21 protein-coding genes and 1 pseudogene are annotated in these 24,959 nt (G+C 68.0%); 7 read left to right on the top strand and 15 right to left on the bottom strand.

The window, feature by feature from the left end; all coding sequences use genetic code 11:
- Positions 1 to 12 precede the first annotated feature (12 nt).
- Entirely contained in the window at positions 13 to 558 is a 546-nt protein-coding gene (locus JD971_RS03315; protein WP_202085912.1) for a fasciclin domain-containing protein, read from the top strand.
- A gap of 45 nt (positions 559 to 603) precedes the next feature.
- On the opposite strand, the gene JD971_RS03320 is transcribed toward JD971_RS03315, so the two are convergent.
- The 4 genes from JD971_RS03320 to JD971_RS03335 all read right to left on the bottom strand — a co-directional run bounded on the left by JD971_RS03320 (position 604) and on the right by JD971_RS03335 (position 9,356).
- The gene (locus JD971_RS03320) at positions 604 to 4,806 is read right to left on the bottom strand and encodes a translocation/assembly module TamB domain-containing protein (protein ID WP_202085914.1); all 4,203 of its coding nucleotides are present in this window, start codon (positions 4,804 to 4,806) and stop codon (positions 604 to 606) included.
- Complete coding sequence (locus tag JD971_RS03325; RefSeq protein ID WP_236672244.1) at positions 4,803 to 7,073, bottom strand: autotransporter assembly complex family protein; 2,271 nt, start codon at positions 7,071 to 7,073, stop codon at positions 4,803 to 4,805. Before JD971_RS03325 ends, JD971_RS03320 begins: the two co-directional genes overlap by 4 nt.
- Positions 7,012 to 7,866, bottom strand: coding sequence for an arginyltransferase (locus tag JD971_RS03330; RefSeq protein WP_202085916.1), 855 nt, complete (start codon positions 7,864 to 7,866; stop codon positions 7,012 to 7,014). The genes JD971_RS03325 and JD971_RS03330 overlap by 62 nt, the downstream gene beginning before the upstream one ends.
- A gap of 224 nt (positions 7,867 to 8,090) precedes the next feature.
- Positions 8,091 to 9,356 (bottom strand): threonine ammonia-lyase, encoded by a 1,266-nt coding sequence (locus JD971_RS03335; RefSeq protein ID WP_202085918.1) that lies wholly within the window; start codon positions 9,354 to 9,356, stop codon positions 8,091 to 8,093.
- 58 nt (positions 9,357 to 9,414) lie between these two features.
- On the opposite strand from JD971_RS03335, the pseudogene JD971_RS03340 reads away from it, so the two are divergent.
- Positions 9,415 to 11,094 (top strand): annotated as a pseudogene (locus JD971_RS03340) (amidohydrolase).
- A 43-nt stretch (positions 11,095 to 11,137) separates the two neighbouring features.
- On the opposite strand, the gene tatC reads toward JD971_RS03340, so the two are convergent.
- The 9 genes from tatC to JD971_RS03385 all read right to left on the bottom strand — a co-directional run bounded on the left by tatC (position 11,138) and on the right by JD971_RS03385 (position 18,437).
- A complete protein-coding gene (gene tatC, locus JD971_RS03345; protein WP_202085920.1) occupies positions 11,138 to 11,941 on the bottom strand; it encodes a twin-arginine translocase subunit TatC in 804 nt (267 codons plus the stop codon).
- A gap of 4 nt (positions 11,942 to 11,945) precedes the next feature.
- A complete protein-coding gene (locus JD971_RS16460; RefSeq protein WP_236672245.1) occupies positions 11,946 to 12,359 on the bottom strand; it encodes a twin-arginine translocase subunit TatB in 414 nt (137 codons plus the stop codon).
- 27 nt (positions 12,360 to 12,386) lie between these two features.
- Positions 12,387 to 12,683, bottom strand: a complete 297-nt coding sequence (tatA, locus tag JD971_RS03355) for a twin-arginine translocase TatA/TatE family subunit (protein WP_371809707.1) — start codon at positions 12,681 to 12,683, stop codon at positions 12,387 to 12,389.
- A gap of 35 nt (positions 12,684 to 12,718) precedes the next feature.
- Entirely contained in the window at positions 12,719 to 13,390 is a 672-nt protein-coding gene (gene scpB / locus JD971_RS03360; protein ID WP_202085923.1) for an SMC-Scp complex subunit ScpB, read from the bottom strand.
- A gap of 2 nt (positions 13,391 to 13,392) precedes the next feature.
- Positions 13,393 to 14,193 carry a ScpA family protein gene (locus JD971_RS03365; protein ID WP_202085925.1) on the bottom strand — a complete coding sequence of 267 codons (801 nt, stop codon included), beginning with the start codon at positions 14,191 to 14,193 and terminating at the stop codon, positions 13,393 to 13,395.
- Entirely contained in the window at positions 14,190 to 15,218 is a 1,029-nt protein-coding gene (gene nagZ / locus JD971_RS03370; protein WP_202085927.1) for a beta-N-acetylhexosaminidase, read from the bottom strand. The genes JD971_RS03365 and nagZ overlap by 4 nt, the downstream gene beginning before the upstream one ends.
- Before the next feature lie 78 nt (positions 15,219 to 15,296).
- Positions 15,297 to 15,920, bottom strand: coding sequence for an SPOR domain-containing protein (locus JD971_RS03375; protein ID WP_202085929.1), 624 nt, complete (start codon positions 15,918 to 15,920; stop codon positions 15,297 to 15,299).
- Positions 15,921 to 15,935: 15 nt separating this feature from the next.
- The gene (gene argS, locus JD971_RS03380) at positions 15,936 to 17,696 is read right to left on the bottom strand and encodes an arginine--tRNA ligase (protein WP_202085932.1); all 1,761 of its coding nucleotides are present in this window, start codon (positions 17,694 to 17,696) and stop codon (positions 15,936 to 15,938) included.
- Positions 17,697 to 17,777: 81 nt separating this feature from the next.
- A complete protein-coding gene (locus tag JD971_RS03385) occupies positions 17,778 to 18,437 on the bottom strand; it encodes a hypothetical protein (protein ID WP_202085934.1) in 660 nt (219 codons plus the stop codon).
- A gap of 286 nt (positions 18,438 to 18,723) precedes the next feature.
- Here JD971_RS03385 and ispH point away from each other — a divergent pair, with 286 nt between their 5' ends.
- Genes ispH through rnhA form a run of 3 tightly spaced genes read left to right on the top strand, consistent with a single transcriptional unit; the run spans position 18,724 to position 21,150 of the window.
- A complete protein-coding gene (gene ispH / locus JD971_RS03390) occupies positions 18,724 to 19,704 on the top strand; it encodes a 4-hydroxy-3-methylbut-2-enyl diphosphate reductase (RefSeq protein ID WP_202085936.1) in 981 nt (326 codons plus the stop codon).
- Positions 19,705 to 19,708: 4 nt separating this feature from the next.
- Entirely contained in the window at positions 19,709 to 20,713 is a 1,005-nt protein-coding gene (gene thrB / locus JD971_RS03395) for a homoserine kinase (RefSeq protein ID WP_202085938.1), read from the top strand.
- Positions 20,710 to 21,150, top strand: coding sequence for a ribonuclease HI (rnhA, locus tag JD971_RS03400; RefSeq protein ID WP_202085940.1), 441 nt, complete (start codon positions 20,710 to 20,712; stop codon positions 21,148 to 21,150). The genes thrB and rnhA overlap by 4 nt, the downstream gene beginning before the upstream one ends.
- 10 nt (positions 21,151 to 21,160) lie before the next feature.
- Here the strand turns inward: rnhA and JD971_RS03405 are convergent, their stop codons facing one another.
- Entirely contained in the window at positions 21,161 to 22,249 is a 1,089-nt protein-coding gene (locus tag JD971_RS03405) for an FAD-binding oxidoreductase (protein ID WP_202085942.1), read from the bottom strand.
- Positions 22,246 to 23,211, bottom strand: a complete 966-nt coding sequence (locus JD971_RS03410) for an alpha/beta fold hydrolase (RefSeq protein WP_202085944.1) — start codon at positions 23,209 to 23,211, stop codon at positions 22,246 to 22,248. The genes JD971_RS03405 and JD971_RS03410 overlap by 4 nt, the downstream gene beginning before the upstream one ends.
- A 92-nt stretch (positions 23,212 to 23,303) precedes the next feature.
- On the opposite strand from JD971_RS03410, the gene JD971_RS03415 reads away from it, so the two are divergent.
- Both JD971_RS03415 and cpaB read left to right on the top strand, forming a co-directional pair.
- The gene (locus tag JD971_RS03415) at positions 23,304 to 23,816 is read left to right on the top strand and encodes a prepilin peptidase (RefSeq protein ID WP_202085946.1); all 513 of its coding nucleotides are present in this window, start codon (positions 23,304 to 23,306) and stop codon (positions 23,814 to 23,816) included.
- Between the two features lie 93 nt (positions 23,817 to 23,909).
- The gene (gene cpaB / locus JD971_RS03420) at positions 23,910 to 24,944 is read left to right on the top strand and encodes a Flp pilus assembly protein CpaB (RefSeq protein WP_202085947.1); all 1,035 of its coding nucleotides are present in this window, start codon (positions 23,910 to 23,912) and stop codon (positions 24,942 to 24,944) included.
- Positions 24,945 to 24,959: the final 15 nt, after the last annotated feature.

Consider the following 24,959-nt stretch of genomic DNA (forward strand, 5'->3'; position numbering starts at 1 on the left):
GAAGGAAAACCGATGAACCAGATCCTGCGCAATCTTTCCGCCGCCCTGCTGCTCGTCGCACCGCTGGCCGCATGCGGATCGGACGAAGCCGGGGGCGCCGCGGGCGGGGCGGCGGATGCCCGCAACGAATCGCTGGCCGCGGCGCTCGCCGATGCGGACGGGCTTTCACGGTTGAGCGGTTCGCTCAACGAAACCGCGATGGCCACCATCTTCGACGGTACGGCGAGCTACACGATTCTCGCGCCCACCGACGCCGCCTTCGACGAGGCCGCGCTATCCCCTCAGGAAGGCGAGAGTGCGGATGCCGTGCTCGCCGCCGTACTGCGCGAACATGTCCTGCCCGGCGCGTTCACCGTGCCCGATATTGCCCGCGCGCTCGAAAACGACGGCAGCGTGGAGATGCAGAACATGGGCGGGACCATGCTGACCTTCGCACGCGAAGGCGATGCGATCCGCGTCACTGACGAGGATGGCGGCACCGCTCTCATCACAGGGGACGCGATCGTCGCCAGCAATGGGGTCGCCATTCCGGTCGATGCCATGCTGAAAACGCCGTAGCAGCGGCGCCGGGTGCGGGGCGACGCTCCGCACCCGCGACCTGCGTCAGTAATCCCGGCTGACCTCGGCCCCGACCGAATTATACCCGATGGACGACACGCTCGCGAGCAGCGAGAGCCAGCCTGTGACCCGGTATTCGAGTGCGCTCGCGCTATAGCCGCGCCCGTCGGTAATCAGCTCGACATAAAGATTGCGCCCGAGATATTCGCCCGCCGCGACGCTGGTGCCCCGGCCCAGCGCCTCATCCGCGCCGACGATGCGCAGCCGGTCGAGGCCGATCGCGCTGCGCAGGCGGTTGATCGGGTCGAGCCCGCTCCCCCCGCCCTGCAAGGCTGCCACGGCGGAACCGAGCTGCAACGCTTCCGCCGCGGAGATATTGGCAATGGAATCGCCGAACAGCAGGCGGGAGAGCACTTCTTCCTCCGGCAGGGCCGGGACGGAGGAGAAGGCGATCTGCGGCGCGAGCGCCGAGCCGCTGATCGCGATGCGCGCGTCGATATCCTCCACATCCGCGACGGCGAGCACGTTCAATTGCGGATCGGGCGGATTTTCGCCGGTGAACTGGATCCGCCCGCGTTCGAGTTCGAAACGCTGTCCCGAAAACTGATACCCGCCGCGGACGAGTTCCGCCTCACCATAAAGGCGCGGCGCCGCGGTGGTGCCGCGAATGCGGACATCGGCCTCCCACTCGCTGTCGAGGCCGAGGCCGGTCACTGCGAAACGATCATCGGCGCGCACGTCGATGAGATAGCGCCACGGCCCCATGCGCGACCGTGCGGCCTGCTGATCCGCGGGAAGGTTGATTTCGCGCGTCGCAACGCTCGGCAGGCTTTGCGCCGCCGATGCGCGCCCCAATTGCCAGCGCCCGCTTTCCACGCGCAGGCGCCCGGCGATCGTACCGCGATTGTCGCGCGCCACGATACGCATCGGGCCGGTCACCACGGCGCCGATTTCGTCACGACGAAGCAGCTGCGCCTGCTGTGCCGCGATGCGAATATCCATGCCGACACCGCGCTCCGCAATATCGGACAGGTCGATCGTGCCGCTACCCGCAACCGTGCCGCCATTGCCCGCGCGCCCCGAAAACCGCCCGATCCGCAGGACGGAGCCATCGAAATTGCCGCGCAGGGCCAGGCCGTCGATGTCGGTGCCGGTAAGCGCGCTCTGCATGCGCAGATCGTCGCTGCGGATGGTGCCGCGCAATTGCGGATCGTCGAGCGTACCGCGCATGTTGGCGGCGATGCGGACCTCGCCGGTAAGGTCGAACAGTTCCACCGCGACCAGGCGCCAGATCGCATCGGCCGGCCCGCGATAGCGCGCCTGTCCCGTAAGCCGTCCGGCCCGCAGCCGGTCGATCACCGCGCCGCTGGCCGGAAGGTCGTCGATCCGCGCCTGCAGCCGCCCGCTGCGGTTGCCGTTTTCGCGGATGACCGCGCGCGTCTCGAACCGGCCTACCGACAATTCGGCCACCACCGCCAGATCGACCGGCCGCGAGGTCAGCACCAGCCCGGACCGCGTCAGGTCGTCGAACAGCAACCGCGCCCGTCCCGTCGGCGCCTCTCCCGGCATGTCGCGATAGGTGACGACGCCCGACGCGGTCCCGCCCAACCCGAGATCGCTCACCAGAAGGTCGCCGACCGACATCGGCATGTCCGCGAGTTTCAGCGTGATGGCGTTCACCTCGCCCAGCTGTCCCTCGACCTGAAGGCGTCCGCCGGCAAAATCGATCTGGCTGCGCTGCAATTCCCATTGCGTCCCGCCCGCCCCGTCACGCCGCAGCAATACGGCGCGGCGCGGCATGGAAATGTCCCGCCCGGCATAGCGCCCCCGCGCGCCGACGGCGATCCTTTCGCGCGAGACATCGCCCGCCACGCGCAGGACAAAGCGGCTGCCGCGCCGCCCGGCGATACGCGCCCGGAAATCGCCCGCCCCGTCGCGCAGGCGCCCTTCCGCCGCGAGCCGTCCGATGAAGATGTCCCCGCGCGAGATCCCCTGCGCATTGATGGCGGCATCGAGCGTCGCATCATCGCCCAGGGTTCCGTCGATCCGGATATTAGCGGTGCGCACCTGCATCGGGACGGCGCCGGCGAACCGCGCATTGCGCAGCCGCAGCGCGGCATCGATCCCCTGCCCCGCGGCGTCCGGGGACAGGCCGACCGTTCCCGAAACCCCGCCCCCCGACAGCGCAAGCTCGCCGGCGACGCCGCCCGGCAACAGGCGCAATTGGCCGGTGACGTCGGTATCGCTGATGGTGAGGCGCTGCACACCGATCGCCGTTCCGCCACCGCGCATAGCGAGCAGGTCGAGCACCCCGTCGAACCGGCCGAGGAGCGATTGCCCCTCCGTCTCGATCCGGAAGCCGTCCTCGCTCGGGTTCACGGCCACGCGCACGTCGCGCAGGCCCGCCGCGGGATAGGGATCGGCAAAGACGAGCACCGCGCTCGGCCCGTTACCGACGATGCTGCTCTCGATCTCGAACGCGCCGAAACGGATGTGCCGGCCCGTGCCGGACACTGTGACCGTTCCATCGAGCGCGCGCCTCCCGGTGAGCGAAAGATCGACATCGCGTGCGTCGATGCGGGCCGTGCGGATGAGGATCGGCGCACCGGCGGCAAGCTCCACCCGGCCCGAAAAGGCGATCGGCGGCCCCGCGATATTGCGCAGCGCGGCATTCGTGATCCGCGCCATCCGCCCGTCGAGCGTGGCATTCAGCGTCCATTTGCGCGGACCGCCAAGCGTGGCCGCGATGTCGCCGCGCATGTTCACCGTGCCCAGATTGGCAAGCGGAACGCCGGCGGCGGCGACCGGTCCCGACAGCGCGTACAACCCCCGCCGCAGATCCCCGCGCAGCGCCAGCCGCGCTTCGATCCCCGGCCCGGCGAGGCGCAGCGCATCGGCCATAAGCTGACCGTCGGAATGCACCAGCGTCCCTGTCAGCACCGCACCGCGAAGCTGCCGGTCGAGCGGGGCGACCCCTGTTGCAATCCCCCCCGCCATCAGCCGCACCGGCACGGTCAGGCGCCCGTTCTCCAGCACGCCCGTACCCCGCGCCCGCACCCGCGACAGCCGCAACGCGCCCAGCGTCACGCGATCCGCCGCGGCCTCGTACCCGACCGCCGATCCGCGAAACGCCCCGTCAAAGGCGAGCCGCGCCGTCATCCCGCGCAGGCGAAGATCGCCGCCGAGCAGCGCCGGATCGCGCAAACGCAGCCGCGCGACCAAATCGTCGAAACGGTTCCCGGCAAGGTCGACCGCCCCGCGGACATCGCCGGCAAGGCCGCGCCCCTTGAACCGGGCGGCGCCATCGACGACGCTGTTGCGCAAGGTTCCTTCGGCGCGCAGCGACACGCCCTCCCCCGCAGCGCGCGCGGGCAGGCCGGTGAGCAGGTCGCCCGGATAGATCCGCCCCAGCGCGCCATATCGCCCCGCCCGGTTCGACAGGCGGAAGGCCGCGAATGTATCCCCCCCGCGCCGGACAAGCAGGCGCCCGTCCCAGCGCCGCCAGTCGCCATCGCCCGTCACCACCGCGCGCAGATCCTCCCGCGCGCCGACCATGCCGGCCAGCACGCCGCCCGCCGGCGCGCGATAGTCGATTTCGAGGTCGAAGCGATTGTCCGCCGGCGCCATGTCCAGCCGCGCGGCCAGCCGGTCCGCACCGCCCAGCGCGCTGTCGATGGCGACCTTCGCGCGCCCGTCCGCGATCCGCGCCCGGCCGAGCAGGTTGACGCGCCGCGCCTCCCCCGCAATCTGCGGGCCGACGGTCAAGGCATCGAATTCCAGCCTGTCGATGCGAATGTCGAAATTCGGCAGGATCGGCGCATCCGGGTCGCCGGGGTTGAGCGCGGGCATCCGCATCAACTCGCCCCGCCGGAAGACCAGACGCCGCACGTCCAGCCCGCTCGTGAACCAGGCGAACGGTTTCCAGGCCAGCTCCACCTCCGGCACGCGGGCGAACACGCCTTCCGTGTCGGAAAAGCGCACATCGTGCAGGACCGCCTCGTCGAGGACCGACCCCTCGATCCTGCAGACCTCGATGCGAAGCCCGGATGCCGGCGCATAGCGGGACAGCGATTCGGCGATGAAGCGATGGCCGATGGGGCTGTCGATCACGGCGAAAAACACCGCCAGCGCCACGAACAGCAAGGCGACGCCCGCCGTGATCCGGATGCGCCAGTACCGGCCCCAGTTCCGGCGGGGCTTCTCGGGCGGCGCCTCCCCGGTCGCGCCAAAATCGGGCGCGTCGGTCAAAACGCCTGACCCAGCGAGACATAGACCGCCACCGGGCCGTCGCCCGGGCGCGGATTGATCGGCGTGGCGAGATCGACGCGCAGCGGCCCGAAATTCGTGTGATACCGTATGCCGACGCCCGCGCCGAATTGCAGGTCCGACAAGCGCGGCGTGGTGGTGGTATCGACCGCGCCCGCATCGATGAACGGCACGACGGAAAGCGCGCCGTCGAACAAGCCGGTGCGCACCCGTGCCTCCAGCGCGAATTCGGTCAGCGAACGGCCGCCCGTCGGATCGCCGATCGTATCCTTCGGTCCGATCTGCTGATAGCCATAGCCGCGAACCGATCCGCCGCCGCCCGCGTAAAGCCGGCGCGAGGGCGCGATGTCGGACAGCCCCAGCCCCGTGATCGTGCCGAAACGCACCCGCCCCGCCCCGACGATGCGGTCGGTGAGAGGCTGGTAAAAACTCCCGTCGAGGATCGCCCGGGCATAGAACCCTTGCGATCCTGTCGAATTGTTGCGGCTGAATTCCGGGGAGAGCAGCAGCGATGCACGCCATCCGCGCCGCGGGTCGAGCAGGTCGTCGCTTTCATCGAAACCGATCCGCCCCGGTGCCGCCGCGACGAAATAGGTTTCGCGCGGGCCGAGATTGCCGTCGAGCGCGCCTTCGCGTTCCTGCGACGCGACGAGTTCGAGCCCGGCGGCCCAGACGAAGCGTTTCTGAAAGATCAGCGTCGAAAGCCGTTCGTAACGGGCGATGGCCGAAATCGTGCGGGCCTCGTACGCGTCGCGATCGATCGTGTTGGCAAACAGGTCGAGCGTGAGAACGCGGTCGCGCCCGGTGAAATTGTTGCGGCGGACCGTCGCGCCGATGAGCTGTTCCTGCGTGCCCGCGATGCCGCGCAGGCGCAGCATGCCTTCGGGTGGGAAGAAATTGCGATGTTCCCAACTCGCCGCGAGCCGGAATCCCTGCCCGGTGCCGTAACCGATGGCCCCGGCAATCGTGCGAAGCGGGGCGGGCGTGATATCGACATCGATGTCGGCCACTCCCGGCTCGCCATCCGCGGGCGGAACGACGGCGCGCGGACGCACGGTCAAGGTGGAGGCGAGCCCTGTTTGCAGGATCGCCTCCCGCAGATCCTCCACATCGCTGCCGCGGTAGGTTTCCCCGGCCTTGAACCGGGCGATTTGCGCCAGATGCCGGCCCGAGAGGAAATCGGGATCCGTGCTCGTCACCGTGCCGAACCGGTATTTGCCGCCCGGCGCCACCGGCATCGACAGCGTTCCGCCATCCACCGCGTGGTCGATGGTCAGCTGCGGCTCGGCCACCTCGGCAAAGGGATAGCCATTTTGCGTCAGCGCATATTGAAGGTCGATCCGCTCGAAGGTGATCGCGTCGAGATCGATGGGGTCGCCCGCCTCCACCGCAAAGCTGCGACGCAGCATCGCGCTATCCGCGCCGGTCGCGTCGAGCGCGCCGAGATCGATCGCCATCAGCCGGTAACGCGGCCCCGGCTCCAGCACGAAGCGGAACCGCGCATCGGACCCTTCCCCCGCCGGCGAAGGCGCATCGGCCCCGTCTGTCCCAACAGCCTCCGCTCCGCCCCGTCCGGCAAGCTCGCGCCGGATATCGGCATCGTAAAATCCGTACACGGTGAGCAGCCGCGCCAGCACATCCTGATCCGCGCGCGCACGATTGACCACCTGCGCCAGCGTATCGTCATCGTCGGCGAGCGTTTCCAGCGTCGACAGGGCCAGAAACCGCGTCGTAAAATTGTCGAACTGTCCGAACCGCGCAAAGGTTTCGGGAAAAGCGAGCGTGATCCGGTCGGACAGGGCCGTCCGCACCAGATCGCTTTCCCGCCCGGCAAAATCGCTTTCCATGTCGGCGCTGCGCAGGTCGGCGGCGATCTCCGGGCCGGACGGGTCCAGCAATTCGGCAAGCGCGGGATCGGGCGCGACCGGTTCGATCTCGACCGCCAGCCGTTCGTCATCCGGCCATGCGAGCGTATAGCCGCTCTCGTCGATCGGGGTGTCGACGACGTCGTCTACCGCGCTTTCGGCATCGGCACCCGTGGCCCACCCCTCGGCATCGGCGACCGCGCCATCGGGGATCAGCGCTTCCAGCTCCGGATCGGATTCCTGCGCCCGTGCGCCGGACGGCGCCCAGAGCGCCGACGCCCACAGCATCGCCGCCCCGCCCAGCAGGGCGACACGACGGGATTCAGCTCTTGGCCGCCGCGTATTGCCGCTGGCCGCCGGGCATGCCGTCCTTGTTGCCGCCATGGGTGCCGTCACCGCCGCGTCGGGGCGCCGAAGCCTCGGCAATGAGAGCGCTCTGACGATCGGCATCGAAACGTTCCCACCCCTGCCGGCCCAGCCGTTCGAGGGGCCGATAGCGGACCTTGTATTGCATGCGCGGCGAACCCTCGATCCAATAGCCCAGATAGACATAGGGAAGGTCGGATTGGCCTGCGCGCCGGATATGATCGAGAATGATATAATTGCCAAGTCCGGTCCGCGTGGGATGGTGCGGGTCGTAGAATGAATAGATCATGGACAGGCCATCGTCCTGACGGTCGGTCAGGCAGGCCCCGACCAGACGGCCCGGCGTCCCATCCTCGCCCGGCTCGCGATATTCGATGACATAGCTGGTCACGGGCGTCTGTTCCACCATGTCGGCGTAATCCATCTCGTCCATGGCGGACATGCCGCCATCGGGATGGCGCACCGACAGGTATTTTTGCAACAGATCATATTGCTCGACCGTGGACCAGGGCCGGGTCGCCGTCGCGATCAGGTCGCCATTGGCCTTCATCGTGCGCTTCTGCGTGCCGGAGGCGCGAAATTCGCTCGCCACGACGCGCACCGACACGCACGCCGAACAGGTCGCGCAATTGGGGCGATAGGCGACGTTCTGGCTGCGGCGGAACCCGATCCGGCCAAGGGCATCGTTCAACGCTTCGGCATCCGGCCCGTCGATCTCGGTGAAGACCTTGCGCTCCTGGCGATCCGGCAGATAGGGGCACGGCGCCGGAGCGGTCACGAAGAAACGGGGAAATTTTACCGGCGCAGTCATGATGCGATCACCTGGCCCTTTCGCTCTTTGACGTTCCAAAACCGATGCACCATGGCCGATTGCCGATGCTGCACCTGCGTAGATGGCAAAGACCCACAGAAGGTTAAAGTCCATTAACTACGTTTGAACGTAGCAAAACCGACCTCTCCCGCAATGGCACAGGTCGAAATTTGTTGGATTAAACGTGGAACGGGGCCGCGCAAACACGCGCCGCCCCGCTGGTTTCAGGCGAGTTCGACCTCGCTCACCACATAGCCTTCGCCCTGAAGCTGCGAAACGAGCGCGTCGATCTGCGCGCGGTCGCGGGCCTCGCACTCGATATCGGTGATCAGCCCCTTGGCAGGCAGGGTGGTGAAGATGCGCTGGTGATAGATCTCGATGATGTTCACATTATGCGCATCGAAGGCGCGCATCACCTTGAACAAGGCGCCCGGCCGGTCCTGCAGCGTGAGGCGGAGCCGCGCCAGCCGTCCCGACCGCGCCAGATCGCGCAGCAACACATTGGCGAGCAGCCGGGTGTCGATATTTCCGCCGCACAGCACGATGCCGATATTGCGCCCGCGGAATAATTCAGGGTTCGCGCGCACCGCGGCGAGGCCGGCGGCACCGGCGCCCTCAACCACCGTCTTTTCGATCTGCAACAAGAGTGCAGTCGCCGATTCGAGCTGCGGCTCGTCGACCAGCACGATATCGTCGACATTGCGGGCGACCACCTTGGACGTCATCTTGCCCGGGTCGCGCACCGCGATCCCTTCGGCGAGCGTGTCGCCGCCGCATTCCATGCTCTTGCCCTTCACCTTCGCATACATGGAGGGGTAGAGCGCCGCCTGCACCCCGTAGATGGCGATGTCGGGCTTCACCTCCCGCGCAAGGGTGGACATCCCGGAAATCAGCCCGCCGCCGCCGATGGGCACGCAGAGCGTGTCGATCTCGGGCGCATCCTCCAGCATTTCGAGCGCGACCGTCCCCTGCCCCGCGGCCACCCGCGGATCGTCGAACGGGTGGACGAAAGTCAGCCCCATATCCTGTTCGAGCTGCCGCGCATGGGCATAGGCCTCGTCATAGGTTTCCCCTTCGAGCACGACATTGCCGCCCACGGCCTCGGTCTGCATCACCTTCACCGTGGGGGTGGTGCGCGGCATGACGATCGTGACCGGCACGCCGAGCCGCGTGCCGTGATAGCTCAACCCCTGTGCATGGTTGCCCGCCGATGCGGCGATGACGCCGCGCGACCGGGCATCGTCCTCCATGAGCAGCAAGGCATTAAGCGCGCCGCGTTCCTTGTAGGCGGCGGTGAACTGCTGATTCTCGAACTTGAGCCAGATATTGGCGCCGGTAATGTCGGAGAGCGTCTTGCTGTGCATCGTCGGCGTGCGCACGATCTGCCCGCTGATACGGGCGGCGGCGGCGCGGACATCCGCGGCGGTAAACGGGGCCTGGTCGGCAGCGGTCGTGCCGCCGGCCTTCGATGCGTTCTGAAGATCTGCCATGGGGGTCGGCCCTATCGGATATGGCGCGCTGTGCAAATGGCGTTTAAGGCTGTCGTTCATGAAGTCTGTCTTTACCCCCGTCCGCTCCGTGCTCTCCGCCCTCGCCATGCTGGCCGTGGCGGGCACTCCTGCCCATGCCGATACGCTGGTCGACAATGTGGCGGGCATGCGTTTCGAACGCGACGGCACCGTCGAACGCTTTGCCGCGCTGCTGATCGACGATGACGGGCGCGTCGCGCGGCTTTACCGCGAAGGCGAGCGGCTCCCGCGGGAGGTGGATTACCGCCTCGATGGCGAGGGCCGCGTGCTGATGCCGTCCTTCGTCGATGCGCATCTGCATGTCGCCGGGCTGGGGCTTGCGACGCTCACGCTCGACCTGTCGGACACGAACAGCCTTGCCGAGGCGCAGCAGCGCATCGCCGCCTATGCCGCCGACAATCCCGACCGGGCATGGATCATCGGCCGCGGCTGGAATCAGGAACGCTGGGGCCTTGGCCGCTTTCCCACCGCGGCCGACCTCGACGCGGCGGTCGCGGACCGGCCCGTGTGGCTCGAACGGGTGGACGGCCATGCCGGATGGGCGAACACGGCGGCGATGCGGGCCGCGGGCGTCGATGCCGGCACGCCCGACCCCGATGGCGGACGCATCGAACGCATCGCCGGGGGCAAGGCGCCCGCCGGCGTGTTCGTCGACGGGGCGAGCGCGCTCATCGACAAGGCCCGCCCCTCCATCCGGCCGGAGGATCGCGACCGCGCGCTGCAAAATGCGCAGGACCTGCTCATCGCGCGCGGGATCACCGCCGTTGCCGACATGGGCACCACGATGCAGGACTGGCACACCTATCGCCGGGCGGGCGATCTTGGCTAACTGCGGATCCGGATCATGTCCTATGCCCACGGGGTGGAGGACATGGAAGCGATCGCCGGGCCTGGCCCCTCGCCCTGGCTGTACCGCGACCGGCTGCACATGGGCGGGGTGAAGCTTTACCTCGACGGGGCGCTGGGCTCGCGCGGGGCATGGCTCAGCCAGCCCTATGCCGATGCGCCGAAGCAGACGGGTCTGCCGCTGCTCACCGGCACGCAATTGCGCAACCTGATGAGCCGGGCTGCGATGGACGATTTCCAGGTCGCGGTGCACGCCATCGGCGATGCCGCCAATGCAGAGGTGCTCGACGCGATTGCGGAGCTTGACGATACCTACACCGGCGAACGGCGCTGGCGCATCGAACATGCGCAGATCGTCGCGCCGGCCGACATCCCGCGCTTTGCCGCGCTCGGCGCCGTGGCAAGCATGCAGCCGCAGCACCAGACCTCGGACCGGCTGATGGCGGAGGCGCGGCTGGGGCCGGACCGGCTCGACGGTGCGTATGCCTGGGCCTCGATGGAGCGGGCAGGCGTGCCGGTGGCCTTCGGTTCGGACGCCCCGGTCGAAGCGCCGGACGTGTTCGCCGGGCTCGCCGTCGCGATGTCGCGCACCGATGCCGATGGGCAGCCGGCGGGCGGATGGTATCCCGACGAAACGATCATGCCGGCGCAGGCGCTTGCCGCCTATACCGCGACGGCGGCGTGGGCCGGGCGGGCCGAGGGGCGCTTCGGCACGCTGGACACTGGCGAGTGGGCCGATTTCATCCTGCTGAATGACAACCCGATGACCGTCTCGCCCGAACGTTTGCGCGCGATGACGGTCGTGGAAACATGGATCGCGGGACAGCGGGTCTATACCGCCGATCGCGACTGACCCCCGTGCGTGATCCCTGCGCGCGTGGCGCGGCCCGTCCGGTTCAGGCTTCCTTTTCCACCTCGGCGGCGGCGGGGGTTTCGGCCTCGCGTACGCGCTTGCGCTCGCTCCACCGCATGATCAGCATCGAGCATTCGAACAGGAGATAGAGCGGCAGGGCCAGCACAAGCTGAGAGCCCGGGTCGGGCGGCGTTACGATCGCCGCCAGCGTCACGATCCCGACGATGACATAGCGCCGCGCCTTCACCAGCTGCGCCCGCGTCACCAGCCCCGCCCGGTTCAGCAGGAGCAGCAACACCGGCAACAGGAAACAGATCCCGAACGCCAGGATGAACTGCATCACCAGCGACAGATAATCCCCGGTGCCGGGCAATGCTTCCATCTGCATCCCGCCGGTTTCGCCCGAAAAGCCGATGAACCAGCGAAACGCGGTCGGCATCACCACGAAATAGGCAAGCGACGCCCCCGCCGCGAACAGGATCGGCGTCGCGAAGAGGAACGGCAGGAACGCCCGCTTTTCCCGCGCGTAAAGCCCCGGCGCGACAAAGGCCCAGAGCTGATTCGCGATGATCGGGAACGACAGGCAGAACGCCGCAAACAACGCCACCTTCAATTCGACGAAGAACGCCTCGTAAAGCTGCGTATAGATGAGCCGCCCCTCGCCCGCCGGGAACGCCTGCGTCAACGGGCGGACGAGCCAGCCGAAGATCGTGTCGGCAAAGGGCAGGCAAATCGCAAAGGCGATGCCGAGCGCCAGCAGGCACCGGATCAGCCGGTTGCGCAATTCGATGAGATGGTCGAGCAGCGGCTGCTCGCTCTCGTCGATGTCGGGAATGCGATAGACCATGGGTTCAGCCCCGCGTTTCGCGCGCGTTCGGATCATCCGATGCGGTGCTTGCCGGTGGTGGCGGGGGCGCGGGCGGGTTGAGCGGCTCCATCTGCGGGCCGGCGTCGTCGTCCGCCGCGGCGGTGCCGCTCAAGCCCAGGGGCGCAGGAGGCGGCGTTTCGGACCCCGGATCACGCGCGGCTTCGGGGTGGCGGGCCATGATCTCGGCATTCCGCCGCTTCCACTCATCCTCCATGTCGGACAATTCCGCGTCGCGGACCATCGCATCGATCCCGGCGCGGAAATGGCCGGTCACCTTGCGCAGCTTCCCGATCCAGCGGCCCGCGGTCCGCATGGCGAGCGGCATGTCCTTCGGCCCGATGACAAACACCGCCGCGCCGATGATGATCAGCAGTTCAAAAGCACCGATATCGAACATGGGCTGATCAGCCGTCGCCTCGCCGGATCACGCCTTGGGTTCGGACGCGTTCGGATCGGCGGGTGCGGAAACCGGCGCCGATCTGCCCGGTGCGGGGGCGGGCGTCGCGGTCGGCGCCGGCGTTACCGGCGGCGCGGGGGTGGGCGCGGCCTCGCTGCGCTGCTCGATCCGGGCGGCGTCCTTGCGCTCTTCCTCGTTCATGCCTTGCTTGAAGCTTTTGATGCCCTTGCCGAAATCACCCATCATTTCGGATATGCGTCCCCGCCCGAACAGGACGAGGATCAGGACAGCGACGATCAGCAATTGCCAGGGACCGACATTCACGATGCATTCTCCACAACGGGTTTCATGGCTGTGATCTAGGCGCTTTCGCCGTCATTATCCAGTGCTGCCGTGCGGGCATTCGGATCGGTTCGCCCGATATTGCCCCCATCACCGGCGTCGTCACCGTCGCCCGCTTCGCGTTCCCCCATCGCGCGTTCCCCCATCGCCCGCTCCATCGCCTCCTCCACCGGGTCGAGCAGGCCCGCGGCGCGCAATTCGGCGAGGCCCGGCAGGTCGCGGCGGCTCTGGAGGCCGAAATGGGTGAGGAACGCGGGCGTCGTTGCGTAGATCACCGGTCGGCCCGGCACCTCGCGCCGCCCGGCCGCCCGGATCCAGCCCGCCTCCATCAAGACATCGAGCGTGCCCTTCGCCGTCTGCACGCCGCGGATCGATCTGATTTCCGCCCGGCTGACCGGTTCGTGATAGGCGATGATGGCGAGGCATTCGGTCGCCGCGCGCGACAGGCGGCGTACCTCCTCGCGCTCGCGACGCAGCAGCGAGGCGAGATCGGCGGCGGTCTGAAAATGCCAGTGCTGCCCGCGCCGGACCAGCTCGATCCCGCGCCCTTCGTAATGCGCCTCCAATTCGCGCAGCGCGGGCGTGACATCCTCGCCGCCCAGATGCTCGGCTATGTCCTGCACGCTCATCGGTTCTGTTGCGGCGAACAGCACCGCCTCCACCCCGCGCACGAGATCGGGCCGCGCCACGGCTACCGTTCGGCGCTGCGCAGGCTGAGGGGGCCGAACGCCGTATCCTGACGCAGGTCGGCCTTGCCTTGTTTTGCAAGTTCGAGCGCGGCGGCAAAGCTGCTCGCCAAAGCGGAGCGGCGCAATTGCGGGTCGGCATGCGGGGGCAGGAATTGGCGCAGTTCCATCCAGTCGATCGCCACGCCCAGCATGGCCGACACCCGCGACAGCGCGCTTTCCAGTGTCATGACCGCGCGGTCCTTCACCATGTGGACGACGGGCGCGGTGCGGGCCTTCACCTGCCCGTAGGCGTGGACGATGTCGAACCATTCGCATTGCCAGGCCTTGCGCTTCATCACGCGCAGCCCTTCGGGCGCGCCGCGCAGGAAATTATCGCGCCCCAGCCGGTCGCGCGCCATGAGCCGCGCCGCCGCCTCCCGCATCGCCGCGAGCCGCTGCAACCGCAACTGGAGCCGCAGGGCCAGCTCCTCGGGACTCGGATCCTCCTGCTCCGCCTTGGGCAGCAGCAGCGCGGATTTGAGATAGGCCAGCCACGCCGCCATCACGAGATAATCCGCCGCCAGTTCGAGTTTCAGCGCGCCCGCCGTGTCGATATATTCCAGATATTGATCGGTCAGTTCCAGGATCGAGATCGTGCGCAGATCGACCTTCTGCCGCCGCGCGAGATCGAGCAGCAGGTCGAGCGGTCCCTCCCAGTTGTCGAGCTCGATATAAAGCCGCGCGGCGTCCTCCGCATCGGCGGGCGCCTGCGCGTCCCACCCCGCCTCGCTGAACAGCGGCGCCGGGGACGGGGTGTCGTTCACGCCGCCATGCCGGCCGCGCGCAGCAATGCATCGCGTTTCGCGATCGCGGCGGCGCGCGCGTCCGCGCGGTCGAACGGCGCCGCGACGCGGGTCGGCGCCATCGCCGCGGCCAGCCGTTCGCGCGCCCGCTCGGTCATCGGCGGCAAGGCTTCGGCAATGCCCGCCATGTCGTCCATCCGGGCCCAGCAATTGAGCACGACATCGCACCCGGCGGCAATCGCGGCGGCGGATCGTTCGGGGATGCTGCCCGAAAGCGCCTCCATATCAATATCGTCGGACAGCAGCAGCCCGTCGAAACCGATGCGCCGCCGGATTATAGTCTCGATCACGGTCGGCGATTGCGTCGCGGGGCGATCCGCGTCCCATGCGGTAAACACGATATGCGCCGTCATGCCGACCGCCGCGTTGCGAAGCGCGCGAAACGGATGAATATCGCGTTCCAGCGCGCCATCGTCCACGGTCACGGTGGGCAATTGCTTGTGACTGTCGGCGGTGGCGCGCCCGTGGCCGGGAATGTGCTTCACGATGCCCTGCACGCCGGCATCGAGCAATCCGTCGAGCACCGCGCGGCCAAGCGAGGCAACGCGCGCCGGATCGCGGCCCAGCATGCGGTCGCCAATGACATCGTGGGTGTCGTGCGTACCGACGTCGAGAAGCGGGAGCGCATCGCAGGAAACCCCCGCCTCGGCGAGGTCTAGCCCGATGGCCAGCGCGTTTGCGCGCGCCGCCTCCATCGCGGACATCGGCGCAATGTCGTAAAGCCTGTCGAACACGGCCCCCGCGGGATAGGCCGGCCAGACCGGCGGCTTCATCCGCGCGACGCGTCCACCTTCCTGATCGATGGTGATGAAGAGATCGTCGCGCCCGTGCAGGCTGCGCAGCGCGTCGGTCAAGGCGCGCATCTGCGCCGGGCTTTCGCAATTGCGCCCGAACAGAATATAGCCGGCGGGGTCCGCCTCGCGCAGGAAATCGCGCTCGTCATCGGTGAGCGCGAGGCCGGAAAGGGCAAAGATTGCAGGCGTCATCCGACCGAAATCGCGCAATCGCCGCGCTTTCGCAAGGTCGGACATGCGGCCACCGGGGAAAACCGGACCGCACGCACCCTATTTCACCTGGCACTCGATCCCGTTGCGGCGCAGATCGCGGCACAGCGCATGGGCCGGCCCGCGCGCAGGGGCCAGCGCCTGAAGCCTGTAGACGGTGCCGATGTCGGCCCGCCCTTCGACGACCCGGTGGCCATGCGCGCGCAGCGGTTCGTAACGCGCGATCAAGCGCTGCCACCCTGCCTGCGCGTCGTCCTCGCTCGAAAAGGCGCCGATCTGCACCGGGACGCCGGCGGGTGCCGATGTGTCGCCCTCGGCCGGTGCCGCGTCCCTGCGCGCCAGCGTGCCGCGCTGCTCGACCCCTTCGCCGACGAGATAGGCGGTGTCGCCCGTCCCGCGAAAGCGCAGTCCGCCCGGATCGTCGGGGCGGATCTTGTACGGCGTATCGGGCGCCGCGATGATCGAACCGTCGGCTTGCGGCGGGGTCGCCATGCGGTCCGACGCGAACCAGAAGACGAGCGCGAGCACGAGAAGCACCGCGGCCAGCACCCCCGCGAAGGTCCGCACACGGGGCCAGTCCACACCCTCGTCCCGGTCCTCTCCGGCGGGTTCCAGCCACGGCAGATGCGTGTCCGGCTCACCCAATGCCAGCCGCCCGTCATCCGCCCGGTCCTTCGCCGCCATGGCCGCCCCCGTCGCTTAGAGTTCCTCTGCCGCCTCGACGCCCAGAATGGCGAGCCCGTTGCGGATCACCTGCGCGATGCGTTCGGCAAGATACAGCCGCGCGCCCGTAAGGTCGGCATTGTCGGCGACGATGAACCGCTTGTCCATCCGGTCATTGCCGAGGTTCCAGTAGGCGTGCAGCGATCCCGCCAGCTCGGCGAGGAAAAACGCGATGCGGTGCGGTTCGCGCGCCCGGCCCGCTGCCTCCACCATGCGGGGAAACTGCGCAGCCTGCTTGATGAGCGCCTGCTCCTCCTCGCCCAGCAGGTCGAGATGCGCATCCGACGGTGCCATGCCGGCCTCCGCCCCCTTGCGCAGCGTCGAACAGATGCGCGCATGGGCATATTGCACGTAGAAGACCGGATTGTCCTTGGATGCCTCGACGACCTTGGCAAAGTCGAAATCCATCTGCGCCTCGGGCTTGCGGGTGAGCATGGTGAAGCGCACCACGTCCTTGCCCACTTCCTTCGCCACTTCGGCGAGCGTGACGAAATTGCCCGAACGCTTGGACATTTTCACCGGCTCGCCATTGCGCAGGAGCTGCACCATCTGCACCAGCTTCACGTCGAAAGGTTTCGGCGTGCCGTCCTCCGCGCCGGTCAGCGCGGCGACCGCGGCCTTGATCCGCTTTACCGTGCCGGCATGGTCCGCGCCCCATATGTCGATCAGCGCGTCGACGCCTTCCGACTTCTGAAAATGATAGGCGAGGTCGGCACCGAAATAGGTCCACGCGCCGTTCGACTTTTTGATCGGGCGGTCCTGATCGTCGCCGAACTGGGTGGAGCGGAACAGCGGCAGTTCGACAGGCTCCCAATCGTCGGGCAACTTGCCCTTGGGCGCTTCCAATACGCCGTCGTAGACGAGACCTCTTTCGCGCAGGAATTTCTCTGCTTCTTCGGGCTTTCCGGCGGCCTGCAACTCGGCCTCGGACGAAAACAGGTCGTGATGAATGCCGAGCAGCGCCAGATCCTCGCGAATCATGGTGAGCATGGCCGCGACCGCCTCTTTCCGAAACAGCGGCAGCCATTCCGATTCGTCCGCGCCGACGAAGGCATCCCCATGCTCGCGGGCAAGCGCCTCGCCCACCGGGACGAGGTAATCGCCCGGATACAGCCCCTCGGGAATGGCGCCGATCTTTTCGCCCAGCGCCTCGCGGTAGCGCAGGTGCACGCTCTTCGCGAGGACATCGACCTGTCCACCCGCGTCGTTGACGTAATATTCGCGGATGACGGCAAAGCCTGCAAATTCGAGCAGCGCGGCCAGCGCATCGCCGACCACCGCGCCCCGGCAATGGCCCATATGCATCGGCCCGGTCGGATTGGCGGAGACATATTCGATGTTCACCGTCTGTCCGGCGCCCATGTCGGACCGGCCGTAATCGTCGCCCAATGCCGCGATCGCCCGCAATTCGTCGAGCCAGGCGTCATTTCCAAGCCGCATGTTGATGAAGCCCGGCCCGGCGATGCTGGCCTCCTCGACGGCGGGATGCGCGGTCAGCTCGGCGACGATTCCCTCGGCAAGGGCGCGCGGATTGGTCTTGGCCGGCTTGGCCAGAACCATCGCCGCATTGGTCGCCAGATCGCCGTGGGAGGGATCGCGCGGGGGTTCCACCGCGACATTCGCGCGGGACAGGCCAGCCGGCAGCGTGCCCGCCTCCACCAATCGGTCGAGCACGGCATCCACCGCATCGGACATGACGGCGTGCAGCGTGGCGGTATGGGTATCGTTCGGTGTCATGCCCGCGCGGTTAGCGTCTTATCCGCGCGGGGGGAAGCCGGTGATGCGCGAAATCGCGTTACCGCCAGCCCGGCGCCCGCTTTACCGGGTCGCGTTATAGGCGAGCTGCTGCGGCGTAAGCTGAAACCCGACCAGCATTTCGAAGGTGGCACGCGCGACGGCAGCCTTCACCTCCGGATCGGCGAGCGGATCGAGTGCGGCATCCTCGTCGCCGGCCTTGCGCCGCCGGGTGATGCGGTCGCGCACATCCTCGGGAAGGGTGGCGGCGGCGCCGTCGACGAAGGCACCGGCCCGCGCGCTGGCCTGCGCCCGGTCCTGTCCGGCGGCGAAATCGATCGTCACCTCGCCGACCCGCTTCGTCAGCACCGCGGTCCCGCCGCGCACGACGGTCACGAAATAGGGGAGCGTGACCTGTCGCGCCTGCGCGGTGTCGCTGCGCCGGGCATACACGTCGAAGGCGACCTCGGAATAGATCCGCGCGCCGCTGTCGTCGCAGGTCACGCGCAGGTTCGTCATCGCCGCCGTCACGTCGAGCGAGGCCGCGGTCATCGCCTGCGCATCGCGGAACGTGGTGATGTCGCCCGTGTAATCGGGAATGCCCACGGCGGGACAGCGCGAACGGACCGCATTCACACCCACGCCCTGATCCACGACCAGCTCGCCCTCGGTGCTGCACCCCGCGAGAAGGGCGGCTGTGCCCAGCGTCGCGGCGATGCGGGCGATGCGGTTACGGTATTTCATGCGGCAAAACCCTTATCTGTTCATGCGCGAACGCCTGTTCCCGCGCGTGCGGAGCGACACGCCCCCGATGCCCGCGCCGGATGTTTCCCCGTCGCCCTTAACGGTCATGCGGGGCAAGGGCAATCGAGACGGCGCATCGCTCCTGCGCGCGGAATCGTTTACCGCCGATTTACGGGCGCGCGGCGTTTCGCGGCGGGCGTCCATGGCGCGGCTTTGCAAGGGTGAAGAATAACGCGCGCGCTGCTCGCTTTACGAAACGGGGCGCGCGGCGCTATGCAGGGGCATAATGACCCAGCCCAGCACCCTTGCGCCCGCGCGCACCGCCGATACCCGCCTCCCGCTCAAGGTGCTCATCGCGGCGCCGCGCGGGTTTTGCGCCGGGGTGGACCGCGCCATCGAAATCGTCGAACGCGCGCTCGCCCGCTATGGCGCGCCGGTCTATGTCCGCCACGAGATCGTCCACAATGCCTTCGTCGTCGACACGCTGCGCGAAAAAGGCGCGGTGTTCGTGGAGGAGCTGGACGAGGTGCCCGATGGCGTGCCGGTCGTCTTTTCCGCGCATGGCGTACCCAAGGCCGTGCCCGCCAATGCCGAGGATCGCGGCCTCGACTATCTCGACGCGACCTGCCCCCTCGTCAGCAAGGTGCATCGGCAGGCCGAACGGCAGGTGGAGGCAGGGCGCCACATCCTGTTCATCGGCCACCGCGGCCATCCCGAGGTGATCGGCACGTTCGGGCAGGTGCCCGACGGCTGCATGACTCTCGTCGAAACGGTGGAGGACGTGGCGTCGCTGTCCTTCGACGACGACGCGCCCCTGGCCTTCCTCACGCAGACGACATTGTCGGTTGACGACACCAACGCCATCGTGGAGGCATTGCGCGCCCGTTTCCCGCAGATCGTCGGGCCCAAGGCCGAGGATATCTGCTATGCCACCTCCAACCGGCAGGCGGCGGTGAAGGCGATCGCGGCCAAGGTGGACCTGATGCTCGTCATCGGCGCGACCAATTCGTCGAATTCGGTCCGCCTTGCCGAGGTCGCCGAACGCATGGGCACCGATGCCCGCCTGATTCAGCGCGGCGCCGATATCGACCCGGCCTGGCTCGATGGAGTGGGCACCGTCGGCCTTACCGCCGGGGCGAGCGCGCCCGAAGTGCTCGTGCGCGAGGTCATCGACCGGCTCAACGCCTTGCGCGAGGTGGAAGAGGACGTCGTCACCACGGCGGAGGAACGCATCACGTTCAAGCTGCCGCGACAGCTCGCGGACTGAAACCATGGCGGTCTATACCCGCATCGGGGCGGAGGACATGGACGCGCTGATCCGCGCGTTCGGGGTCGGCACGCTGATTTCCGCCAAGGGCATTGCCGAGGGCGTTTCGAACAGCAACTGGCTGATCGAAACGGATGGCGGACGCGACGGGGCGGGCAATCGCCGTTTCATCCTCACCATGTATGAAGAGCGGACCGAGGCCTCCGACCTGCCGTTCTTTCTTGGCCTGCTCGACCATCTCGCGGCGGCGGGCTGTCCGGTGCCGCGCACCATCCACGATACCGGGGGCGCGTCGTTCCGCATGTTCCCGGCCCGGATGCGCGACGGCTCCATCGTCGAAAAGGCCGTCGCGCTGATCGAATTCCTTCCCGGCGTGTCCGCCGACAATCCGACCCCGGCGCAGGCCCGTTCGGTCGGCGTCGCACTCGCCGGCGTGCATCTTGCCGCGCGCGATTTCGCCATGCGCCGGGACAACGGGATGGGCCCCGCCGCGTGGCTGCATTTCACGGCCGAGTGCGAGGGACGATGGGACGAGATCGACCCCGCCCTTGCCGCCGTGCCCGAACTTGCGCGCGATATTGCGGACCGCTGGCCCGGCGACCTGCCGCAATCGGTGATCCATGCCGATCTTTTTCCCGATAACGTGCTGCTCACCGGGGATGCGGTGGCGGGGCTGATCGATTTCTATTTCGCGTGCAACGGGGCGATGGCCTACGACCTTGCCGTGACCCATGCGGCGTGGTGTTTTTCCCCCGACGGGCGCGAATTCGACGCAGAGCTGGGTGCGGCCCTGCTCGCCGGGTACGAAACGGTGCGCGCGCTCGGCGACGAGGAGCGTTCGGCGCTTCCGCTTCTGGCGCAGGGGGCGGCGCTGCGTTTCCTGCTCACGCGGGCCTATGACTGGCTCCATACGCCCGCCGATGCGCTGGTGACGAAGAAGGATCCGGTCGCCTTTCTCAATCGCCTGCAATTCTATGCCCGCCACGGCGACGCGGCGTTCGCGGCATGAGCGACGTCGAAATCTTCACCGATGGCGCGTGCAAGGGCAATCCCGGCCCCGGCGGCTGGGGCGCGATCCTGCGCAAGGGCGAGGTGGAAAAGGAAATGTCGGGCGGCGAGGCCGACACCACCAACAATCGCATGGAGATGACCGCCGCGATCCGCGCGCTGTCCGCGCTCAAACGCTCGTGCCGCGTCGATCTTTATACCGATAGCAAATATCTGATCGACGGGATCACGAAATGGGTCTTCGGCTGGCAGAAAAAGGGGTGGAAGACCGCGGCGAAGAAACCCGTGCTGAACGAGGATTTGTGGCGCGAATTGCTCGACGCGGCGCGCCCGCACACCATCGAATGGCACTGGGTCAAGGGGCACGCCGGCCATCCGGAGAACGAACGCGCCGACACGCTCGCCAGCGATGCGGCGGACGCGATCGCCGGGCGCTAGGCGCCAAGCGTCAGGCGAAGCGCGCGGGATCGTAGGGCGCAGGGTCGAGCGGTTCGTCACCCCCTTGGCCGAGCAGCAGCGCCGCAGCCAGCGCCGACCCGGCGGGCGCGGTCTGGATCCCGAAACCGCCCTGCCCCGCGCACCAGAAAAACCCCTCTGCCACAGGATCCCAGCCATAGACCGGCAGGCGATCGGGCGCGAAGCTGCGCAGCCCGGCCCAGCGCCGCTCGACATGTTCGGCGCGCCAGTCGACCACCTGCTCCAGCCGCGCGATGGCGGTCGCGACGTCAATCTCTTCGGGCGCGGCATCGCAAGGCGCGGAGGGCGTTTCGTCATGCGGCGATAGCCAGATGCGCCCGCTTTCCGGCTTGAAATAGAACCGTTCGTCAATGTCGAGCACGAGCGGGAGCGTCGCCGGCGCGGGCGGATCGGTCCGCACCTGCGCGACCGTGCGGCGCAGCGGCGCGATGCCCAGCGGCTTCGCCCCCGCGATCCGCGCGATCCCGTCGGCCCAAGCGCCGGCCGCATTGACCAGCACACTGGCCCGCATCGTCGCGCCATCCGCCAAGACGAGCTGCCATTCCCCTCGCTCCCGCCGGGCGGAGGAAAGCCGCGCCCGGTTGCGCAGGCCCGCCCCGCCCCGCCGCGCCAGCGCGAGGAAATGCGCGTGCAGCGCGGCCACGTCGATGTCGCAGCAATCCGGTTCCCACGATGCGGTTGTCCAGCCCTCGCGAATGCCGGGCACGCGGGCCTCGATCTCCTCGCGGTTGAGCATCGCGACATCGACACCGAGTGCGGCGAAACGCGAAACGAACGCGGCGATGCGGCCCCGGTCCCCTTCCCGCGCCAGCGTCAGCGCGCCGCGCGGGGTGAGGAACCCGTGCCGCCGCAGATACGGTCCCGACGCGATGGTGAGCGGCGTGATGCCCGGCCCGCCATAGCTTTCGGCCCAGAACGCCGCCGAACGCCCCGTCGCGTGATAGCCCGGCTCGTCCTCGGCCTCGATCATGGTCACGCTGCGATGCGGCGCGAGCCGCGCGGCGAGCGACGCCCCGGCCATACCCGCGCCGGCAATGACGATGTCGAACCGTTCCGTCATGATGCGGGGGGTGCCGCCTCGTCCAGGAAATCGTCGATCGCGAGAAGCGCCCGATCGCGGATCGCATCGGTCTCGCGAAGGATTTCATGCGCGCAATCCGGCCCGAACTCGACCAGCCGCGAATCGGGAATCAGGCGATTGGCCCGCCGGATCGCATCCGCCGACACCAGCCGGTCCGCGCCTGTCGCGACGAACATGACCGGCGCCGCGACCCGTCGCAACACCGTCTCCCGCGCGAGCCAGCGCATGGAGCCTATCGCACCCGCGACCCAGCCCCAGCTCCCCGGCCCCATGGCGAGCTCCGGGCGCTCGCTGCGCCACCACACCTCGTCGGCATAGCGGCTTTCGTCGTGAGTGAGCAGGTCGATCCGGTCCTGCGGCAATTCGCCGGGCTTCTCGCTCCACCGCCAGGCCGGCGTCGTCGCGCCCCGGATCCATCGCATCGCCCGCGCCGCCGCATCGGTGATCACCGCGGGCATCTGTTTCCCCGCAAGGCCCAGCATCGGCGCGACAAGCACCGCCACATCGGGCGCGATCCGCCCCTCCGCCATCGCGCGCAGGGCGAGATGCCCGCCCATGGAATGGCCGACCACGACCCGCGGCCCGACACCCTGCTCCATCCATTGCGTCCAAAAATCGGCGAGATCGTCGACCCACAGGCCGAAATGATCGACATGGCCCGTCACGCGGTCATCGCCCAGCCGTCCCGACCCCGCCTGCCCGCGCCAGTCCACCGCCGTCACGCGCCACCCCGCCTGATGCCAGCGGGCCAGCGTTTCGAGATATTTTTCATACGAATCGCCCCGCCCCGGCAGGAACAGCAACGACCCGCGCGGCGCGGCGACGCCGGACCCGTGATCGAAGTCGATCCGGCGCAAGCGAAACCCGTCGGGTGCGGACCATCGCGCTTCGTGCGCGTGGGCCGGAATTTGTCGGCGGACCGGGTCGGGGGAGGACGTCATCTGGCTCAGGCCATCTTTTCGGGCTTGGTTACTATTTGGTAAGCCATGCCGCCTAAACCGGGCCTCGTAATGGTTAAGACGGGGTTTGGAACATGGACGATGGGCTGCTCACTTACGCGGCGGTCGCCGCCTTGGCAATCGCGGTGCTCTATGCCGCTTTTACCGATTACCGCTATCGCAAGATCAAGAACACGCTCTGCCTTGCGATCGTGGTCATGGCGCCGCTGTTCTGGATCGGGAGCGGGCTATCGCTTTGGCCGGGGGTGGCGATTCAACTGATCATGGCGGTGGCCGCGTTCCTGGTGGGGGCGGTGCTGTTCCGGCTGGGTCAGGTGGGCGGCGGCGATGTCAAGCTGCTCGCCGCGATCGCGCTTTGCATGGAGCCGCGCTGGTATCTCGCGCTCATCGTTTTCACCGCGCTTGCCAACGGGGTGCTGACGCTTGCCGTGTGGCGACGTCACCGGCGGGCACGGCGCAATGGCACGAAAACCGACCGCATGCAGGTGCCCTACGCCATTTCGGTGGCCGCCGCGATGATGGCGGTGATCGCGGTCCGCTACGGCGCGGGGTTGAGCGAGCTCGGCAGTGCGACGCTCGGCTCTTGACCTGATCTTAACCATTTGGGGCGAATTTCACTTCGACAAACAGGCGCGGACGGGATTCGCCGGACCTTGCGCATAAATGAGGGCTGATGGGCCATGGACAGGAAAAAGCTGATATTGCTGGCGGTGGCACTGGTGGTGGCGGTGGGGACCGCGCTGATGGCGCGCAGCCTGTTCGCCGGCAGCACCGCGCCGCAGGTGCAGGCCGCACAGGTTCCCGAAGGGCCGCGCGTGCTGGTCGCGCAACGCGCCCTGCCCGTCGGCACGATCGTCACCGCGGACGCCCTCCAATTCAAGCAGTGGCCCTCCGAAATGGTGCAGGATGCCTATTACATCGATGGCGAGGCGGACCTCGAAAAACTGCTCGGCACGGTCGTGCGCTATCCGGTGACCGCCGGGCAACCTGTCACGCATGGCGCATTGGTCATGCCGGGCGACAGGGGCTTTCTCGCCGCGGCACTCGGCCCCGGGATGCGCGCGGTCACCGTGCCCGTCTCGGTCAAGACCGGGGTCGGCGGGTTCGTTTTTCCGGGTGATCGGATCGATCTCGTGCTGACGCAGCAGGTCACGGGCGACGGCCCGCCGTTGAAGGTCGCGGAAACGATCCTGCGCAACCTGCGCGTGCTCGCTACGGATCAGTCGACGACGACGCGGACGGTGGAGGGGAAAACCGTGGTGCAGGGATTCCGGACCGTCACGCTGGAGGTAACGCCCCGCATCGCGGAGCAGATCGCGGTCGCGCAGACGATCGGCGAACTGTCGCTCTCGCTGCGTTCGCTCGCCGATAATCAGGGTGAGCTCGACCGGGCGATCGCATCGGGCGAGGTGATCGTGCCCGACGATGCGACGCCGGAACAGGAGGAGGCGATCCTGCGCACCGCGATGAACCGCCCGCAGGCCGGCCGCTCCACCGTGCAGACGGGCGCCGACGTGTCCCGCTTTCAACGCCGCACCGTCCCGCCCCGGCAGAGCAATTCGGGCAGCAGCGCCCCTGTCCGCCGGATCGACGCGGACGAGGACCGCAGCCGCAATTCCTCCAGCGGGTCGCAGACCGCGCAGTCGGGCTATCAGGGGCCGATCGTCCGGATCAGCCGCGGGACCGATACCGTCGCCGTCCCGGTCGGCAAATGATCGCGCAAAAAGGTA

The organism is Croceicoccus sp. YJ47 (assembly GCF_016745095.1).
Lineage (GTDB): Bacteria > Pseudomonadota > Alphaproteobacteria > Sphingomonadales > Sphingomonadaceae > Croceicoccus.